This window comes from Curtobacterium sp. MR_MD2014, assembly GCF_000772085.1.
Taxonomy (GTDB): domain Bacteria; phylum Actinomycetota; class Actinomycetes; order Actinomycetales; family Microbacteriaceae; genus Curtobacterium.
Genome location: NZ_CP009755.1, coordinates 2112666 through 2130918, shown reverse-complemented (window position 1 = coordinate 2130918; position 18253 = coordinate 2112666). Strand labels below are relative to the sequence as shown.

Annotated in this window: 16 protein-coding genes; 14 read left to right on the top strand and 2 right to left on the bottom strand. The window is 72.8% G+C overall.

Translation table 11 applies throughout. From position 1 onward, the window contains the following. Window positions 1–115: 115 nt before the first annotated feature. The 6 genes from leuC to NI26_RS09780 all read left to right on the top strand — a co-directional run bounded on the left by leuC (window position 116) and on the right by NI26_RS09780 (window position 6639). Complete coding sequence (gene leuC / locus NI26_RS09805; protein ID WP_066654868.1) at window positions 116–1588, top strand: 3-isopropylmalate dehydratase large subunit; 1473 nt, start codon at window positions 116–118, stop codon at window positions 1586–1588. Further along, the gene (leuD, locus tag NI26_RS09800; RefSeq protein ID WP_066654867.1) at window positions 1588–2184 is read left to right on the top strand and encodes a 3-isopropylmalate dehydratase small subunit; all 597 of its coding nucleotides are present in this window, start codon (window positions 1588–1590) and stop codon (window positions 2182–2184) included. Before leuC ends, leuD begins: the two co-directional genes overlap by 1 nt. Beyond that, entirely contained in the window at window positions 2184–3551 is a 1368-nt protein-coding gene (murA, locus tag NI26_RS09795) for a UDP-N-acetylglucosamine 1-carboxyvinyltransferase (protein ID WP_066654865.1), read from the top strand. The genes leuD and murA overlap by 1 nt, the downstream gene beginning before the upstream one ends. A gap of 4 nt (window positions 3552–3555) precedes the next feature. Beyond that, the gene (locus NI26_RS09790) at window positions 3556–4404 is read left to right on the top strand and encodes a lysophospholipid acyltransferase family protein (RefSeq protein WP_235426341.1); all 849 of its coding nucleotides are present in this window, start codon (window positions 3556–3558) and stop codon (window positions 4402–4404) included. Window positions 4405–4495: 91 nt separating this feature from the next. Further along, window positions 4496–5509 carry an NAD(P)H-dependent glycerol-3-phosphate dehydrogenase gene (locus NI26_RS09785; protein ID WP_066658371.1) on the top strand — a complete coding sequence of 338 codons (1014 nt, stop codon included), beginning with the start codon at window positions 4496–4498 and terminating at the stop codon, window positions 5507–5509. Window positions 5510–5541: 32 nt separating this feature from the next. Further along, window positions 5542–6639, top strand: coding sequence for a D-alanine--D-alanine ligase family protein (locus NI26_RS09780; protein ID WP_066658373.1), 1098 nt, complete (start codon window positions 5542–5544; stop codon window positions 6637–6639). Between the two features lie 45 nt (window positions 6640–6684). Here NI26_RS09780 and NI26_RS09775 read toward each other — a convergent pair whose 3' ends face one another. Continuing rightward, window positions 6685–7170: a DUF3515 family protein gene (locus NI26_RS09775; protein ID WP_066654863.1), complete on the bottom strand. Its 486-nt coding sequence runs from the start codon at window positions 7168–7170 to the stop codon at window positions 6685–6687. Window positions 7171–7204: 34 nt separating this feature from the next. Between NI26_RS09775 and thiL the strand changes: the two genes are divergently transcribed. Beyond that, a complete protein-coding gene (thiL, locus tag NI26_RS09770; protein ID WP_066658369.1) occupies window positions 7205–8197 on the top strand; it encodes a thiamine-phosphate kinase in 993 nt (330 codons plus the stop codon). 65 nt (window positions 8198–8262) lie between these two features. Here the strand turns inward: thiL and NI26_RS09765 are convergent, their stop codons facing one another. Further along, a complete protein-coding gene (locus NI26_RS09765; RefSeq protein WP_066654862.1) occupies window positions 8263–8823 on the bottom strand; it encodes an RsmD family RNA methyltransferase in 561 nt (186 codons plus the stop codon). A 123-nt stretch (window positions 8824–8946) separates the two neighbouring features. Here NI26_RS09765 and NI26_RS09760 point away from each other — a divergent pair, with 123 nt between their 5' ends. The 7 genes from NI26_RS09760 to NI26_RS09730 all read left to right on the top strand — a co-directional run bounded on the left by NI26_RS09760 (window position 8947) and on the right by NI26_RS09730 (window position 18087). After that, window positions 8947–11139 (top strand): ATP-dependent DNA helicase RecG, encoded by a 2193-nt coding sequence (locus NI26_RS09760; protein ID WP_066658366.1) that lies wholly within the window; start codon window positions 8947–8949, stop codon window positions 11137–11139. Between the two features lie 26 nt (window positions 11140–11165). Then, window positions 11166–11660, top strand: coding sequence for a pantetheine-phosphate adenylyltransferase (gene coaD / locus NI26_RS09755; RefSeq protein ID WP_066654861.1), 495 nt, complete (start codon window positions 11166–11168; stop codon window positions 11658–11660). Between the two features lie 70 nt (window positions 11661–11730). After that, complete coding sequence (locus tag NI26_RS09750) at window positions 11731–12321, top strand: YceD family protein (RefSeq protein ID WP_066654860.1); 591 nt, start codon at window positions 11731–11733, stop codon at window positions 12319–12321. A gap of 43 nt (window positions 12322–12364) precedes the next feature. After that, the gene (gene rpmF, locus NI26_RS09745) at window positions 12365–12568 is read left to right on the top strand and encodes a 50S ribosomal protein L32 (RefSeq protein ID WP_058728177.1); all 204 of its coding nucleotides are present in this window, start codon (window positions 12365–12367) and stop codon (window positions 12566–12568) included. Between the two features lie 14 nt (window positions 12569–12582). Continuing rightward, a complete protein-coding gene (gene rnc / locus NI26_RS09740) occupies window positions 12583–13308 on the top strand; it encodes a ribonuclease III (RefSeq protein ID WP_066654858.1) in 726 nt (241 codons plus the stop codon). A gap of 4 nt (window positions 13309–13312) precedes the next feature. Beyond that, the gene (mutM, locus tag NI26_RS09735) at window positions 13313–14284 is read left to right on the top strand and encodes a bifunctional DNA-formamidopyrimidine glycosylase/DNA-(apurinic or apyrimidinic site) lyase (RefSeq protein ID WP_066654856.1); all 972 of its coding nucleotides are present in this window, start codon (window positions 13313–13315) and stop codon (window positions 14282–14284) included. Window positions 14285–14316: 32 nt separating this feature from the next. Beyond that, entirely contained in the window at window positions 14317–18087 is a 3771-nt protein-coding gene (locus NI26_RS09730) for a chromosome segregation SMC family protein (RefSeq protein WP_066654851.1), read from the top strand. The last annotated feature ends 166 nt before the right edge of the window (window positions 18088–18253 follow it).

Genomic DNA, 18253 nt, shown 5'->3' with positions numbered 1-18253 from the left:
GCGCCGCACCGCGCCTCCCGTCCGTCCCGGCCCGCGTTGGTATACCAACCTGCTAGACTCGCCGGACCGAGCCGCGAGAGCGGTACCGCAACGTCGATGAGGAAGGGCCGGGCCGATGGGAAAGACGCTCGCCGAGAAGGTGTGGGACGACCACGTCGTGGTCAAGGGCGAGGACGGGAGCCCGGACCTCCTCTACATCGACCTCCACCTCGTGCACGAGGTCACGAGCCCGCAGGCCTTCGACGGCCTCCGCCAGGCCGGCCGCCCGGTGCGTCGCCTCGACCTGACCATCGCGACCGAGGACCACAACACCCCGACCCTCGCGATCGACCGGCCCATCGCCGACCCGACGAGCCGCACGCAGATCGAGACCCTGCGTCGCAACTGCGAGGAGTTCGGCGTCCGTCTGCACTCGCTCGGCGACAAGGAGCAGGGCATCGTCCACGTGGTCGGCCCGCAGCTCGGCCTGACGATGCCCGGCATCACCGTCGTGTGCGGCGATTCGCACACGTCGACCCACGGTGCGTTCGGCGCGATGGCGTTCGGCATCGGCACGAGCGAGGTCGAGCACGTCCTCGCCACCCAGACCCTGCCGCTGAAGCCGTTCAGGACGATGGCGATCACGGTCGAGGGCACCCTGCGCCCCGGCGTCACGGCGAAGGACATCATCCTCGCCGTGATCGCGAAGATCGGCACCGGCGGCGGGCAGGGCTACGTGCTGGAGTACCGCGGCTCGGCGATCCGCTCGCTCTCGGTGGAGGGGCGCATGACGATCTGCAACATGTCGATCGAGGCCGGTGCCCGCGCCGGCATGGTCGCCCCCGACCAGACCACCTACGACTACGTGCAGGGCCGCGATCACGCACCGACCGGTCAGGACTGGGACGACGCCGTCGCGTACTGGGACACGCTGGCGACCGACGACGACGCCGTCTTCGACGCCGAGGTCTTCATCGACGCGGACGAGCTCGAGCCCTTCGTCACGTGGGGCACGAACCCCGGCCAGGGCGTGTCGCTGTCCGAGACGGTCCCGGACCCCGCGGGCTACAGCGACCCGAACGACCAGGCCGCCGCGCAGCGTGCGCTCGAGTACATGGACCTCGAGGCCGGCACACCGATGAAGGACATCGCGGTCGACGCGGTCTTCATGGGGTCCTGCACGAACTCGCGCATCGAGGACCTCCGGGCCTTCGCGTCGGTCATCCGGGGACGGAAGAAGGCGGACGGCGTGCGGGTCATGGTCGTGCCGGGGTCCGCCCGGGTCCGGCTCGAGGCCGAGGCCGAGGGGCTGGACAAGGTGTTCACCGACTTCGGCGCGGAGTGGCGGTTCGCCGGCTGCTCGATGTGCCTCGGCATGAACCCCGACCAGCTCGCACCGGGGGAGCGGTGCGCGAGCACCTCGAACCGCAACTTCGAGGGGCGGCAGGGCAAGGGCGGCCGCACGCACCTGGTCTCGCCGCTCGTCGCCGCCGCCACCGCGGTCCGGGGCACGCTGTCGAGCCCGTGGGACCTGGAGACCGACGACGCGATCGCGACGGTCACCGACGACACCGCCGCGACGGCAGCGACCGCTGAAGGAGCCAACTGATGGACAAGATCACCACCGTCACCGGGATCGCCGCGCCGCTGCAGCGCTCGAACGTCGACACCGACCAGATCATCCCCGCGGTCTACCTCAAGCGCGTCACGAAGACCGGCTTCGAGGACGCCCTGTTCGCCGGGTGGCGCCAGGACCCCGACTTCGTGCTGAACCAGCCCGTCTACCAGGGGGCGCAGGTGCTGGTCGCCGGCCCGGACTTCGGGACCGGGTCGAGCCGCGAGCACGCGGTCTGGGCGCTCCGCGACTTCGGCTTCCGCGTGGTGGTGTCGAGTCGTTTCGCGGACATCTTCAAGGGCAACGCGGGCAAGCAGGGTCTGGTCACCGCGATCGTGACCGAACCGGAAGTCGAGGCACTCTGGGCCGAGATCGCGGCGAACCCGGGCATCGAGGCGACCGTCGACCTGGTCGCGCAGCGCGTGTCGCTCGGCGCGGTGGACGTGCCCTTCGAGATCGACGCCTACACTCGTTGGCGGTTGATGGAAGGGCTCGACGACATCGGGCTCACCCTCCGTGACGAGTCCTCGATCACGGAGTTCGAATCCCGCCGCTCCCGATGGCGGCCGAAGACATTGCCGGTGAAGTAGTGAACTCCCTCGTACAGGACGCAGCAGCAGCAGGGGCCCGCGTCGGCCTCAAGTCGGACGAGATCGTCATCCGGGGCGGCAAGCCGCTCGTGGGGCGCATCGAGGTCCGCGGCGCGAAGAACCTCGCGACCAAGGCGATGGTCGCCTCGCTGCTCGGCGACACCCCGTCGATCCTCAAGGACGTGCCGGACATCTCCGACGTGAAGGTCGTCCGCGGCCTGCTCGAGGTGCACGGTGTGCGGATCACGGACCCTGCACGAGGCGAGCTCATCCTCGACCCGGCGAACGTCGAGTCGGCGCACTTCGCCGAGATCGACGCCCACGCCGGCTCGAGCCGCATCCCGATCCTGTTCTGCGGTCCGCTGCTGCACAAGCTCGGCGAGGCCTTCATCCCCGACCTCGGCGGCTGCCGCATCGGCGACCGTCCGATCGACTTCCACCTCGACGCCCTGCGCGCGATGGGTGCCGTGGTCGACAAGCAGCTCAACGGCATCCACCTCACGGCCCCGGACGGTCTCAAGGGTGCGAAGATCGAACTGCCGTACCCGAGCGTCGGGGCGACCGAGCAGGTCCTGCTCTCGTCGGTCCTGGCCGAGGGCGTCACCGAGCTCCGCAACGCGGCGATCGAGCCCGAGATCATGGACCTCATCGCGATCCTGCAGAAGATGGGCGCGATCGTCACGGTCGAGCCGAGCCGCACGATCTTCATCGAGGGCGTCGAGTCGCTGCGCGGGTACACGCACCGCGCGATCAACGACCGCAACGAGGCCGCGAGCTGGGCCTCCGCCGCGCTCGCCACCAACGGCGACATCTTCGTCGAGGGTGCCGACCAGCAGGACCTCATGACGTTCCTCAACGTCTTCCGCAAGGTGGGTGGCGGGTTCGACATCCAGGAGGACGGCATCCGCTTCTACCGCGAGCGCGAGACCCTGCGCCCGGTCGTCGTCGAGACCGACGTCCACCCCGGCTTCATGACGGACTGGCAGCAGCCGCTCGTCGTCGCGCTGACCCAGGCCGAGGGCACGAGCATCGTGCACGAGACCGTGTACGAGAACCGCTTCGGCTTCACCGACGCCCTGAACGAGATGGGTGCCGACATCGTCGTGCACAAGGAGGGGCTGCCCGGGCACGACCGCCGTGTCGCCCGCCGCCCGTTCGAGCAGGCCGCGGTCATCACCGGCCCGACGACGCTGCACGCCGCGAACGTCCGCGTCCCCGACCTGCGCGGCGGCTTCAGCCACCTCATCGCGGCCCTGACGGCCGAGGGCGAGTCGCACATCACGAACGTCGGCATCATCAGCCGCGGGTACGAGCACTTCATCCCGAAGCTGCGCAAGCTCGGCGCCGACTTCGACTTCGCGGGCTAGGCGCGTGGAGGGCACGACGGGCGGCGACGGCACGGCGAGCGGCGCGGGTGACGGCCTGGAGGCACGGCGTGCGTCCGCCTCCGACGTCACCACGGGCCTCCCGAACCCGGGGCGCCGGTGGCGGCGCGGCGAGCTGAACACCGCCTTCCGCATCACGGCGTCCGTGGTGATCCCGGTCTTCCGGTTCACCGCCCGCTACCACTGGCACGGACCGAAGCGCCTGCCGGAGGGCGGCGCCTTCGTGCTGGCCCCGAACCACTTCACGAACATCGACCCGCTCGTGGTCGGCACCGCCGTCTGGCTGTCCCGCCGTGCGCCGCGGTTCCTCGCGAAGGCGTCGATCTTCCGGGTGCCGGTCGTCGGCAAGCTCATGGCCGGCATGGGGCAGATCCCGGTCGAGCGTTCCGGCCGCACGCGCCTGAACGACCCGCTCGGCGGCGGCAGGTCCGTCATCGAGCAGGGTGGAGCGATCATCGTCTACCCCGAGGGCACGCTCACCCGTGACCCCGACCTGTGGCCCATGCGCGGCAAGACCGGCGCGGTGCGGATCGCGCTCGAGAACGACGTCCCGCTCATCCCGATGGCCCACTGGGGCACGCAGCGGATCATGGGCCGGTACGCGAAGAAGCTCCGGCTGTTCCCGCCGTCGCGCGTCGACGTGATCGTCGGCGACCCGGTCGACCTGTCGGCGTACCGCGGGAAGCCGCTCGACCAGAAGACCCTGCTGGCGGCGACCGACCTGCTCATGCGCCGGATCACCGAGCTGCTCGAGGAGCTCCGTGGCGAGCAGGCACCGGCGACCCGGTGGGACCCGGCCGCCAACGACCAGAAGGAGACCGGGAAGTTTGACTGACGACCGCTCGGGCCTGCGCCCGCACGACGACCACCCGGACCCCGCCGTGGCAGCCCCAGGCGCCGTCGACACCGCAGCCATCCGCGTGGTCATGCAGTCCACCGACAAGCCGCGCGTCGCCGTCATCGGTGCGGGCAGCTGGGGGACCACCTTCGCGAAGGTGCTGGCCGAGGGCGGTGCCGACACCGTCGTCTGGGCACGTCGGCCCGAGGTCGCACGGGAGATCACCGAGACGAAGCGGAACTCCGACTACCTGCCGGGCATCAACCTGCCGCGCACGCTGACCGCGTCGACGTCGCTGTCCGCGGTGCTCGACGGCGCCGAGCAGGTGTACGTGTCGGTGCCGTCGCAGACGCTCCGGTCGAACCTGTCCGCGATCGCGCCGCTGCTGCCCGAGGGCGTCCCCGTCGTGAGCCTGATGAAGGGCGTCGAGAAGGCCACGGGCCTGCGGATGAGCGAGGTCCTGCACGAGGGTCTCGGCATCGACCGCGACCGGATCGCGGTCGCGAGCGGACCGAACCTGGCGCTCGAGATCGCCCGTCGGCAGCCGACCGCCGCGGTCGTGTCGTCGACGTCGCTCGAGACGGCGACCGCGGTGGCCGCGGTCGCCACGAACCCGTACTTCCGCTCGTTCACGAACACCGACGTCATCGGCACGGAGTTCGGCGGCGTGCTGAAGAACCTCATCGCGGTCGCGATCGGCATCGTCGACGGCGTCGGCTACGGCGAGAACACCAAGGCGTCGATCATCACACGCGGGCTCGCCGAGATGACCGACTTCGCGGTGTCGCTCGGTGCGCAGCCGTCGACCCTGTCCGGGCTCGCCGGCCTCGGCGACCTGATCGCGACCTGCCAGTCCCCGCTGTCGCGGAACAACACGGCCGGCCGCCTGCTCGGTCAGGGGTACCGCTTCGACGAGGTCGTGCGCCAGATGAACCAGACCGCGGAGGGCCTGGCATCGGTGGCCCCGATCCTCGAACTGGCGGCGGCGAACGGCGTCGACATGCCCATCGTCGGCCAGGTGGCCGAGGTCCTCGCCGGTAGGCTCGACCCGCGCAACATCGCGCCGCACCTCACCGAGACCGACGAGCCGCAGGGCGAGTGACCGGTCCGGTCCCGACCATCAAGGGGACTGCCATGCCCACGATCGCTCCCGCTCCCACGACCGTCGCCGTGCTGTTCGGCGGCCGGTCCAGCGAGCACGAGATCAGCTGCGTGACCGCCGGCGGGATCATGGACGTCGTCGATCGCTCGGTCTACGCGGTCGTGCCGATCGGCATCACGAAGGAGGGCGCCTTCACCCTGCAGTCCGACGACCCGGCGCAGTGGGCGCTCCGGGACGGTGCGCTCCCCGTCGTGCCGGACAACGGCACCCGTGTGGCGTTCCCCACGTCGCCGGCCACGAACGAGCTGGTCGTGTCGCACCCGGACGGCTCGGTCACGACGATCGCGGTCGACGTGGCGTTCCCGATCCTGCACGGTCCGTTCGGTGAGGACGGCACGGTCCAGGGGCTCCTCGAGGTCGCCGGGCTGCCGTACGTCGGCGACGGCGTCCTCGCGAGCGCCCTGGCGATGGACAAGCACACCGCGAAGGCCGTGCTGGAGCACGCCGGGCTGCGGGTCGCGCCCTGGACGACGGTGCTCCGCCGGCAGTGGTCGGCCGACCCCGACGGCGTCGCCGAGGCCGTCGCGGTGCACGGGTGGCCGCTCTTCGTGAAGCCCGCCCGCGCCGGGTCGAGCATGGGCGTGTCCCGGGTCGACGAGCCGTCGCAGCTCGCGGCCGCGATGGACCTGGCGTTCGAGCACGACGCGAAGGTGATCGTCGAACCGCGCGTCGTCGGGCGCGAGGTCGAGGTCGCGGTGCTCGAGGGCCGCGACGGTGTCCCGCGCACGAGCCTGCCGGGCGAGATCGTCGTGGCGGAGGACGGCTTCTACGACTTCGCGTCGAAGTACCTGGGCGGCGACGAGGCGCTCCTCTGCCCCGCGCCCCTGACCGCCGACGAGACCGACGCGATCCGGTCGATCGGTGCACGGGCGTTCGAGGCGATCGGCGGTGCGGGTCTCGCGCGCGTGGACTGCTTCCTGACCGACGACGGCTTCGTCGTGAACGAGGTCAACACCATGCCGGGGTTCACGCCGCTGTCGATGTACCCGCGCTGCTGGGCGGCGTCCGGGATGTCCTACGGCGAACTCGTCGCCGAGCTCATCGAGCTGGGACGGGTCGCCGTCCGCTGACGTCCGGCGTCGCGTGCGGCTGGCCGTGCGCACCGCACGCGGTCGTCAGCCCTGGACGTCCGCGGGGTCGAGGCAGCGGTGCCCGTCCTCCGGCAGCGTCGACACGACGTCGGACAGGTCCTGCACGACCTGGTCGGTGGTCTTCGTCGAGTCGATGACGACCTGCACCGCCGGGGACCGGCCGAAGGTCGTGTAGACGACCTGCGCCCCGCGGTCGTCGCGGATCCAGTCGACCCCGCCCTTGCTGAAGCACGGCAGGTCGGACACCGTCGGCACCGCGACGCCGCAGTGGTAGAGCGCTGCGGCCGGGTCGCCCCACGCGGCCGTCGACTGCGCGTTCGTGTTCCGCAACGGCAGGTCGTTCCCGACGGTCGTGGGGAGGCGGACCTGCACGGCTGCGCACGCGGCGGTGTCGGCGGACGGAGCGGGTGCCATCGACACGGCGTTCGTGCACCCGGTCAGCCCGGCGGCGAGTGCCACGGCGACACCCGCGATCGCGGTCCAGCGGAAGGGTCGGCGCACGGTGTCCATCGACGTCCAGGCTACCGTTGCGGACGTGGACGAGATGGACGACGCCTGGACCGGACCGACGGTGGGACAGCTGGGGGAGCTCGCCGTGCTGGACCGGATCGTCCGTCGACTGCCGGCGGGTGCACCGGACGTCGGTCCCGGTGACGACTGCGCCGTCGTCGCGGCCCCGGACGGCCGGTTCGTCGTCACGACGGACATGATGGTGCACGGGCCCGACTTCCGGTGGGCGTGGTCGTCGCCGGCGGACGTCGGGTGGAAGGCGGCAGCGACGAACCTGTCCGACGTCGCAGCGATGGGCGCGACGCCGAGCGGACTCGTGATCGCCCTGGCCGCGCCGCAGGAGACTCCCGTCGCGGTGCTCGAGTCCTTCGCGGACGGGGTGCGGGCTGCCGTGGACGCGCTCTCCCCGGGCTGCGGCGTGGTCGGCGGGGACCTGTCCACCTCGGCCGTGTTCACGGTCTCGGTGACGGCGTTCGGCGACCTCGGTGGGCGAGCGCCGGTGCTCCGCTCGAGTGCACGTCCCGGCGACGTCCTCGCGGTCTCGGGGGAGCTCGGCCGCGCCGCTCGTGGCCTCGCGCGGCTGTTCCGCGACGGCGTCGACGCGCACGGAGAGCCCTCGCGGTCGGCGACCGTCGCGAGCGGCGCGGACACCGACCCCGACGTGGACCGGCAGCGACGCCCGGTCCCGCCGATCGCCGACGGTCCGCTCGCGGCCACGGCCGGGGCGACCGCGATGCTCGACCTGTCCGACGGGCTGGCGATCGACGCCGGGCGGCTCGCCCGGGCCAGCCGGGTGACGCTCGACCTCGATGCCGACGGTGTCGCGGGCGCCGACGACCTCGCACTGCACGGCGGCGAGGACCACGGCCTGCTCGCCACCTTCCCGCCCGGCGTGGCGCTGCCGGGCGGCTTCCGGCGCATCGGCGCGGTCGTCGCCCGCGGCGGCGCGGACCTGGTGCGCGGAGGCGAGCCGGTCCCGACGACCGGGTGGGACCCGTACGCCGACTGGGACGGCGCCGCGGGCTGACCGTCGGAGCCGCGCCGGGCCTCCCGGCCGCCCGCGTCCGACCGCCCGCGTCCGCACGCCCCGCGTCAGGCCGGGGTGACGGCCTCCCACGCCACGGTCTCGCCGTAGCTGCGCTTGCTGAAGGGCTCCAACCCGGCCGGCCACGTCGGCTCCGGCGACCGCTTGCTCCGCTCGACGACGACCACCGCGCCCGCCGTCAGGCGCGGCACGAGTGCTTCGAGCACGTCCGCGATCTCCTGCTCGGCGACCTCGTACGGCGGGTCGACGAAGACGAGGTCGAAGGTCCGCACCGTGCTCCGCAGGTAGCCGAGCGCCGGCTGCGGCTGCACGTCGATCCGCACCCCCGGCACCCGCTGCTGCACGGCCTTCGCGTTCGCCCGGCACGCCTGCGCGGCAGCGGACGCGCGGTCGACGAGCACGACCTCCGCCGCCCCGCGGGACGCCGCCTCGAGCCCCAGGGCGCCCGTCCCCGCGTAGAGGTCCGCGACCGAGGTGCCCTCCACGAGCCCGCGCGCGCCGAGCGACGAGAACAGGGCCTCGCGCACGCGGTCGCTCGTCGGCCGGGTGCCGGACTTCGGCACCCGGAGCGTCGTGGAACCGGCGGCGCCGGCGATGATGCGGGTCATGCAGCCACCGTAGCGGCGTGCACGGCTTCCACAGGCCGGACGGGAGGCGCGCGGTGCGTCGGACCGGCCCGGTACCGTGGTCGCGTGGTCACCTCCGACACCCCCGACACCGAGGCGCCGCCGGTGCGGCCCGACCTCGGCCCCGCGCCCCTCGACGCCCGGCTGGGCGGGGTCCTCGGCGGACGGACGGCGAAGGCGATCGAGAAGGCCTTCGGGTACCGCACCGTCGGTGAGTTCCTCGAGCACGCACCCCGGCGGTACGCGGAGCGCGGCGCCCTGACCGCGCTCGACTCGCTCGCGATCGGCGAGTCGGTCACGATCGTGGCCGAGGTCATCGACGTGCGCGAACGGACCATGCGCGCTCGACGCGGCTCGATCCTCGAAGCGAAGATCGGTGACGGCAAGGGCCTGCTCACGCTCACCTTCTTCAACCAGGGGTGGCGCACGAAGGACCTCGTGCCCGGTGCCCGTGGGATCTTCGCCGGCAAGGTCGGCGACTACCGGGGTGCGCGGCAGCTCGCCCACCCGGACTACGAGCTGTTCGACCGCGACGACCCCCGCGCGACGGCGGACCCCGAGGACGAAGAGGCGATCCGCTGGTCACGGCAGCCCATCCCGATCTACCCGGCGACGGCGTCGCTGACCTCGTGGCAGATCGCGAAGGCGATCGCCGTCGTCCTCGACACCCTGCCCGACGTGCCCGACCCGATCCCGGCACCCGCGCGAACGCGACTCGGCCTGGTGCCGTTCCGCCGAGCACTGGAGCTCCTGCACCGTCCGGAGAAGGTCGCCGACTTCAAGCGCGCGCAGGACGCGCTGCGCTACCGCGAGGCATTCGTGCTGCAGACCGCCCTCGTGCAGCGGCGCATCGCTGCCCGGGCGACCGCTGCCACCCCGCGTCGGGCGGCGCCCGGCGGGACCCTCGAGCGTTTCGACGCCTCGCTGCCGTTCACCCTGACCGACGACCAGCAGGCGGTGGGGGCCGAGATCGCGCACGACCTGGCGGGGGACTGGCCGATGCACCGGCTGGTGCAGGGCGAGGTGGGCTCCGGCAAGACCCTGGTCGCGATCCGGGCGATGCTGACGGTCGCCGAGTCCGGTGGGCAGTCGGCCCTCATCGCCCCGACCGAGGTGCTCGCGGCGCAGCACCTCCGGTCGATCGTCAAGTTCCTCGGCCCCGACCTGGCGGCCGAGCTCCGGCCGGTCATCCTGACGGGCTCGCAGTCGACCGACGAACGGCGCCGGGCACTGCTCGCGGCGGCATCCGGCAGCTCACGGCTCGTCGTCGGCACGCACGCGCTGCTGGGCGACCGGGTCGACTTCGCGGAGCTCGGTCTGGTCGTGGTCGACGAGCAGCACCGGTTCGGCGTCGAGCAGCGCGAGGCGCTGCGGACGAAGGGCGCGACCCCACCCCACGTGCTCGTCCTCACCGCGACGCCGATCCCGCGCACCGTCGCGATGACGGTGTTCGGCGACCTCGACGTGTCCACCATCACCGGGCTGCCGTCTGGCCGTGCCGGGGTCGAGACCTTCGCCGTCGGGCTGGCCGAGCACCCCGGGTGGGAGGGGCGCATCTGGACCCGGATGGCCGAGGAGCTCGCCGACGGGCGGCAGGCCTTCGTGGTCTGCCCGGCGATCGACGACGCCCACGCCGAGGACGACGGCGGCCCCGAGCCCGCCGAGGACGACGCGCCGAAGCACGCACCGGCGACGGTGCTCGCGACGGCCGAGCGGATGCGGGCCATGCCGGTCCTGCAGGACCGACGGATCGAGGTCCTGCACGGGCGGATGACCGCGGACGAGAAGGACCGCGTCATGACGTCCTTCGCGGCCGGCGACGTCGACGTGCTCGTCGCGACGACCGTGATCGAGGTCGGCGTGGACGTGCCGAACGCGTCGATGATGGCGGTGCTCGACGCCGACCGCTTCGGGGTCTCCCAGCTCCACCAGCTGCGCGGTCGCATCGGTCGTGGGCAGTACGCCGGGGTGTGCCTGCTCGTGACGACCGCCGAGGCCGAGACGACCGCACGCGAGCGCGTCGACGCGGTGGCGGCGTCCGACGACGGCTTCGAGCTCGCCCGCGTCGACCTGGAGCTCCGGCGCGAGGGCGACGTGCTCGGCGAGCGGCAGTCCGGCGGCCGGTCGTCGCTGAACCTGCTCCGCGTCGTCGAGCACGCCGACCTCATCGTCGACGCACGCGGCGAGGCCGAACGCGTGCTCGAGCCCGACCCCGAGCTGCGGGAGCACCCCGCCCTGCGCGAAGCCCTGGCACGGCGGCTCGACGAGTCCGACGCCGCGTTCCTCGGGAAGAACTGACGCCGTCGGCCGGTAGCGTGACGGACATGGCCCAGATCGCCGTCGTCCCCGGCTCCTTCGACCCAGTGACCCTCGGGCACCTCGACGTCATCGGGCGTGCCGCGCGGCTGTTCGACGAGGTGCACGTGCTCGTCGTGCACAACCCGGACAAGCAGCCCGCGATGTTCGCCGCCGCCGACCGGGTGCGGTTGATCGAGCAGTCCCTCGTCGAGACCGGGGCACCGGACAGCGTCCGGGTCGGGGAGTGGACCTCCGGCCTGCTGGTCGACTACTGCCGACAGGTGGGTGCGGGTGTGCTCGTGAAGGGTGTGCGCTCGGGCGAGGACGTCGCGTACGAGACACCGATGGCCATCATGAACCGGCACCTGGCCGACGTCGAGACGGTCTTCCTGCTGCCCGAGGCGTCGCGGGCGCACGTGTCGAGCTCCCTCATCCGCCAGGTCGCGACGCTCGGGGGCGACGTGACGCCCTACGTGCCCGTCGTCGTCGCGGACGCGCTGGCCGAGCACCTCGGGCGCTGACACGCCGCGTCCCGGGCGTCCTCGACGTCCGCAGGAGATCGCGGTAGACTCGTCGATCGTGTCTTCCCCCGTGAACAGCCCCTTCGCCCTGCGCGTGCGCGACCTCGCGCACCGGCCGGGCGAGATGCGCGAGCACTCGCTCGACGTCGAGGTGCCGGACGCGATGGGTGCCGGCGTCATCGCCGTGCGCGAGGGCGCCACGCTGCAGCTCGACGTGAAGCTCGAGGGCCTGCACGAGGGTGTCCTGGTCTCCGGACACGCCTCGGCCGAGGCCACGGGGGAGTGCTCGCGCTGCCTCATCGACATCAGCGAACCGGTCGAAGTCGACTTCGCCGAGCTGTTCGCGTACGATGTCTCGGAGGATTTCGACTTCTTCGTTCACGATGACCACGTGGATTGTGAACCGGTCGTTCGAGATGCGGTAGTGCTGGCGCTGCCGTTCCAGCCGGTCTGCCGGCCGGACTGCCCCGGCCTCGACCCCGTCACGGGTGAGCGGCTGGCCGACCTCGGCGAGGTCACCCCGCGCGAGGTCGTCGACCCGCGTTGGGCCGCGCTGAGCGGCTTCCGGGGCGCCGACGCGGACAGCACCGACGCCGACAGCACCGATGCCGACGACAGCACCCCCACCCAGAGCCCCGAGGGCGACGGCCGCACGGCCTGACGCACCTCGACCCTGACCACCGACCAACCGAAAGAGAACCACCATGGCCGTTCCCAAGCGCAAGCAGTCCCGTGCCAACACGCACGCCCGTCGTTCGCAGTGGAAGGCCGCGCCGGTCCAGCTCGTGAAGACGATCGAGAACGGCAAGGTCACCTACAGCCTCCCGCACCGCGCGAAGGTCGTCGAGGACTCGGCCGGCACCGCCCTGTACATGGAGTACAAGGGCCGCAAGGTCGCCGACGTCTGATCGGACCGGACCACATGACAGCGACGTCCGGCGCCACGGGGTCCCGCCCCGTGGGGCCGGACGTCGTTCGTCTGCAGGGCATCCTCGACGTCCAGATCGACGCCGAGCTGCTCCAGCTCGCCCTCACGCACCGCTCGTACGCGTACGAGCACGGGGGCATCAAGCACAACGAGCGCCTCGAGTTCCTCGGGGACTCCATCCTCGGCCAGGCCGTGACCGTGAAGCTCTTCCGGTCGTTCCCCGACCTCGACGAAGGTGAGCTCGCCAAGCGGCGCGCCAGCCTCGTCTCGACGGTCGCCCTGGCCGAGATCGCCCGCATGATCGGGCTCGGCTCCTACCTGCGCCTCGGCAAGGGCGAGGAGCAGACCGGCGGCCGGGGCAAGGCGTCGATCCTGGCCGACACGGTCGAGGCCGTCATCGGTGCGACGTTCCTGTCCGCCGGTCCCGACGCCGCCACGGACCTGGTGCTGCGACTGGTCGAGCCGCTGCTCGTCGACCCGGACCGCTTCGGCGCCGCCATGGACCCGAAGACGAGCCTGCAGGAGCTCGCCGCGAGCCTGTCCCTCGGCAACCCGGCCTACCGGGTGACCGAAGAGGGCCCCGACCACGACAAGACCTTCCACGCGACGGTCGTGCTGCAGGGCGAGGACGTGTCGACGGGGTCCGGCACCAGCAAGAAGACCGCCGAGATGGCCGCCGCGCTCGAGGCGTGGACGCGGCTCTCCGGCCGGGCGGCCTGACCGCGTGCCCGAACTCCCCGAGGTCGAGGTGGTCCGTGCCGGCCTCGAACCCGCCGTCAGCGGTGCCCGCGTGCTGCACGTCGACGTGGTCGACGACCGCGCACTCACCCGGCACGACGGCCCGGCCGAGGACTTCGCCGAACGCCTGACCGACCGCACGATCGCCGCGGCCGTGCGCCGTGGCAAGTTCATGTGGTTCCCCCTCGTCCCCGAGCGCGACGGCGACCGACCCGAGGCACTCGTCACCCACCTGGGGATGTCCGGTCAGGTCCTGCTCGGCCGCGACCGACCGGCCGCGAAGCACCGCCGCATCCTGATCGACGTGCAACCGACGGGGACCGACCGAGACGGCCGTCCCGAGCAGCCGGTCGCGCTGGAGTTCGTCGATCAGCGGACCTTCGGGTCGATGGCGATCGACGCGATGGTGCCGACCGTCGACGGGGCCCCGGCCGGGTCCGCCGGTGCGGTCGACGCCCACGACCCCGACGCGCCGTGGCGGAGGAGCATCCCGACCCAGGTGTCGCACATCGCCCGTGACCCGCTCGACCCGGCGTTCGACGACGACCGCTTCGTCGCGATGGCGCGGAAGCGTTCCAGCGGCATCAAGCGCGTCCTGCTCGACCAGGGCGTGGTGAGCGGCATCGGCAACATCTACGCCGACGAGTCGCTCTGGGCCGCGCAGCTGCACTTCGACCGTCCGGCCGACCGCCTGCCGCGGGCCGACCTGCACCGGCTCCTGGCCGAGGTCCGCACCGTGCTCGCCCGTGCCCTCGAGGACGGCGGGACGAGCTTCGACGCGCAGTACGTCAACGTGAACGGGCAGTCCGGGTACTTCTCGCAGCGTCTCGCGGTGTACGGGCAGCAGGGGAAGCCGTGCCCGCGCTGCGGCACGACCATCGTGCGCGAGGCCTTCATGAACCGGTCGAGCCACCGGTGCCCCGTGTGCCAACCCGCTCCGCGCCGACGCAGGCGTTAGCCTGACGCGCAACCGAGCACCCGGAGACCCGCATGTACTTGAAGAGCCTGACCATCAAGGGGTTCAAGTCCTTCGCGCAGCCGACGACGTTCGCGTTCGAGCCCGGCGTCACCTGCATCGTCGGCCCGAACGGCTCGGGCAAGTCGAACGTGGTGGACGCCCTCGCCTGGGTGATGGGGGAGCAGGGCGCGAAGACGCTCCGCGGCGGCAAGATGGAGGACGTCATCTTCGCAGGCACCTCGACGCGCGGTCCCCTCGGTCGCGCGCAGGTGCTCCTGACCATCGACAACACCGACGGCCTGCTGCCGATCGAGTACTCCGAGGTGACGATCGCCCGCACGCTCTTCCGGAACGGTGGCAGCGAGTACGCCATCAACGGCGAGAACTGCCGGCTGCTCGACGTGCAGGAACTCCTGAGCGACACCGGGCTCGGTCGCGAGATGCACGTGATCGTCGGGCAGGGCCAGCTCGACAAGGTGCTGCACGCCACGCCGGAGGACCGCCGCGGCTTCATCGAGGAGGCCGCCGGGATCCTCAAGCACCGGCGTCGCAAGGAGAAGACGCTCCGCAAGCTCGACGCCATGCAGACGAACCTGACGCGGTTGTCCGACCTCGCGGGGGAGATCCGTCGGCAGCTGAAGCCGCTCGGTCGGCAGGCCGAGGTCGCGCGCAAGGCGCAGTCCGTCGCCGCGGTGGCCCGCGACGCCAAGGCCCGCCTCCTGGCCGACGAGGTCGTCCGGCTGCGCCGTGAGCTCCACGAGCACCAGGAGGTCGAGACGGGCCGGAAGTCCGAGCGCATCGTCCTGCAGGAGCGCCTCGACCAGACCCGTGCCCGGCAGCAGCAGGTCGAGCAGAGCATGGTCGGTGACGCCGTCGACCGCGCCCGGACCGTCGTGCACCGGCTGGAGAGCGTGCAGGAGCGGCTCCGCGGGCTGTCGAGCCTGGCGAACCAGCGCCTGATGTTCCTCGCCCAGCAGGCCGACGCGCCGCAGCAGGGCCCCACGATCACGCCGGAGCGGGTGCAGGGCGTCCGTGCCGAGGCGGACCGGCTCGAGGCCCGTGCTGCCGAGATGGCAGCCGGGTCCGGGGCAGCGGCGGCGGCCGTCGAGCAGGCGCGGGCCCGCCTGGACGCCCTCGACGAGCAGATCGCCGCGCAGGCCGCGCTCGTCTCGCAGCACGACCTCGAGGCCCAGCGCCTCCGCAACGCCGTGGACGTGCAGCGGTCGCGCCGCGCCTCCGTCGTCGCGGACCGCGAACGGCGGGCCCGGGCACTGGCCGAGGCCGAGGACCGAGCGGCGCGTGCCGCCGCGGCCCTGCACGACATCGGGGACGACCCCTCCGCCGGGGTGGACGCGGACGCACTCGCCGCCGCGCACGACACGGCGCGGCAGCGGCTCGAGGCAGCGCAGACGGCGCGCGAGACCCTGCGCGACCGGCTCCACGCCCTGGAACGCGAGCGCGACGCACTCGACGCCCGGGTCGCGGCCCTCGGCATGTCGATCGACGTCCGGGACGGGTCGCAGGCGGTGATCGACGCCCGGCGCGACGGCGTGCTCGGTCGCCTCGCCGACGCGCTGACGGTCGAGCCCGGGTTCGAGGCCTCGATCGCCACAGCGCTGGACGGGCTCGCCGACGCGGTCCTCGCCACCGACCGCGGCACCGCCCTCGCCACGGTCGCCCACGCGCGCGGCGCCGACCTCGGCCGCGTGGACGTCGTCGTCGCGGACGCGGAGCTCGACGGGCCGGGGCTCCCCGCGTCGCTGCCGCCGGGCGTGCGTCCGGCCCTCGACGTGGTGCAGGGGCCGACCGCGATCACCGCGGTGCTCCGCGGGACGCTGGTCGCGGTGGCGGACGACGTCGACCTGGAGGCCGTGCTCGCCGCCGCCCCGCACGCGACGGTCGTCACGCGGTCGGGTGACCTCGTCCGCACCGTCCGGGTGACCGGCGGTGGCGCGCGCACGGTCTCCCGCATCGAGCTCGTGGCGGAACGCGACGACGCGCAGGCCCGCCGTGACGCGGTCGCGGCGGACGCGGCGGACGCGGCCACGGGCCTCCAGGCCGCTCGCCAGGAGGTCGAGGACGTGCGCCGCCGTGCCGACGAGGCCGATCGCGCGCTGCGCGCGCACACCGCGGCGGTCGCCGACTACGACCGCTCCAGTGCCGCGGTCCGCGCCGGGGCGGAGAACGCCGCGGCCGAGGTGGAACGTCTGCGCGCCGCCCTGGGCGAGACGGACGGTGCGGTCGAGGCGGTCGACGCCGCGCTGGCCGGGGCCGAGGACGCGCTGCGGGGGTTCGAGGAGCGACCGCGACCCGTCGTCGACGCGTCCGGGCGCCCGGCGCTGCAGGACGCCGTCGAGTCCGCGCGGGCCGCGGAGATCGAGCAGCGCATCCAGGTGGAGACCGTGCGGGAGCGGGCCCGGTCGGAGCGGAACCGTGCAGCCGGTCTGCAGCGGCAGCTCGAGGCGGAGCGTGCGGCTGCGGAGGAGGCAGCGCGGCTCGCGGTGATCCGGCGCGGACAGATCGCCGTCGCCGAGGGGGTGCTCGCCGACCTGCCGGGCGTGCTCGGCGCGGTCGACCGGTCGCTCGCCGAGGCCCGGGTGCAGCTCGCGACCGAGGAGGCCGAGCGCACGAAGCGGAACACCGAGCTGCAGGTCGTCCGCAACGAGGAGCGCGAGCTCCGCGAGCGGCTGCAGACCATCACCGACGGCGTGCACTCGCTCGAGATGGAGATCTACGAGAAGAAGCTGCACGTGTCCGGCGTGCTCGACCGCGCGCAGAGCGACCTCGGGCTGAACGAGGCCGTGCTCGTCGCGGAGTACGGGCCGGACGTGCCGGTGCCGGTGGACGTCCTGGTCGACCCACGGGTGCTCGCGCGTCGGCACCGCGAGGCCGACCGGGCACGGGCGGCGGCGGAGGCCGCAGCGGCGCCCGACGCGGACGCTCCCGATGGCGACGCCGCCACGACCGCCGTCGCCGATGTCGACGCCGATGTCGATGTCGATGTCGACGCCGACCTGCCCGGGCTCGTCGACGCCGAGTCGACACTGCCCGGCGGTCCGGCGCTGCCCGAGCTCGACACCACCGACGAGGTCGACCCCGCCGACGTCGAGACGGTGCCGTACGTCCGCGCGGAGCAGGAGCAGCGGCTCGCAGCGGCGGAGCGGGACCTCGGCCGGCTCGGCAAGGTGAACCCCCTCGCGCTCGAGGAGTTCCAGGCGCTCGAGCAGCGGCACGCCTTCCTCGCGGAGCAGCTCGACGACCTGCAGAAGACCCGGACCGACCTCCTCACCATCATCGAGGAGCTCGACACGAAGATGCAGACGATCTTCGAGGCGGCGTACAACGACACGAAGGCCGCGTTCGACGTGATCTTCCCGATCCTGTTCCCGGGCGGCACGGGATCGATCACGCTGACCGACCCCGACGACATGCTCGCGACGGGGCTCGACGTCCAGGTGAAGCCCGCGGGCAAGAAGATCGACCGGTTGACGCTCCTGTCGGGCGGTGAACGCTCGCTCGCGGCGGTGGCCCTGCTCGTGGCGATCTTCACCGCCAGGCCGTCGCCGTTCTACATCATGGACGAGGTCGAGGCGGCGCTCGACGACGCCAACCTCGGGCGGCTGCTCACCGTGTTCGAGCGACTGCGGGAGTCGTCGCAGCTCATCGTGATCACGCACCAGAAGCGCACGATGGAGATCGCCGACGCGCTGTACGGCGTCTCGATGCGGCAGGACGGCGTGTCCGCCGTGGTCGGCCAGCGCGTGCAGCGGCGCGAGCCCGCGGCCGCGGCCGCGGTCGCGTAGCGCGCCCGCGCCCGCGCCCGGCCCGCGTCGCGCTGGCGCGCTGGCGGCCGCACGGCGAGACTCGGCTCGGCGGGCACGTTCGTGACGGGGACACCGCGAAACCGTCCGCTGGAGCGAGTCTCGGGGTGCGGAGACGGACGGGAGGCGCGGTGCCAGCCGGCACCGC

Coding starts and splice junctions, on each gene's coding strand:
- leuC (WP_066654868.1), top strand. CDS start 116: ATGGGAAAGACGCTCGCCGAGAAGGTGTGGGACGACCACGTCGTGGTC.
- leuD (WP_066654867.1), top strand. CDS start 1,588: ATGGACAAGATCACCACCGTCACCGGGATCGCCGCGCCGCTGCAGCGC.
- NI26_RS09785 (WP_066658371.1), top strand. CDS start 4,496: ATGCAGTCCACCGACAAGCCGCGCGTCGCCGTCATCGGTGCGGGCAGC.
- NI26_RS09780 (WP_066658373.1), top strand. CDS start 5,542: ATGCCCACGATCGCTCCCGCTCCCACGACCGTCGCCGTGCTGTTCGGC.
- NI26_RS09775 (WP_066654863.1), bottom strand. CDS start 7,170: ATGGACACCGTGCGCCGACCCTTCCGCTGGACCGCGATCGCGGGTGTC.
- thiL (WP_066658369.1), top strand. CDS start 7,205: ATGGACGACGCCTGGACCGGACCGACGGTGGGACAGCTGGGGGAGCTC.
- NI26_RS09765 (WP_066654862.1), bottom strand. CDS start 8,823: ATGACCCGCATCATCGCCGGCGCCGCCGGTTCCACGACGCTCCGGGTG.
- coaD (WP_066654861.1), top strand. CDS start 11,166: ATGGCCCAGATCGCCGTCGTCCCCGGCTCCTTCGACCCAGTGACCCTC.
- rpmF (WP_058728177.1), top strand. CDS start 12,365: ATGGCCGTTCCCAAGCGCAAGCAGTCCCGTGCCAACACGCACGCCCGT.
- rnc (WP_066654858.1), top strand. CDS start 12,583: ATGACAGCGACGTCCGGCGCCACGGGGTCCCGCCCCGTGGGGCCGGAC.
- NI26_RS09730 (WP_066654851.1), top strand. CDS start 14,317: ATGTACTTGAAGAGCCTGACCATCAAGGGGTTCAAGTCCTTCGCGCAG.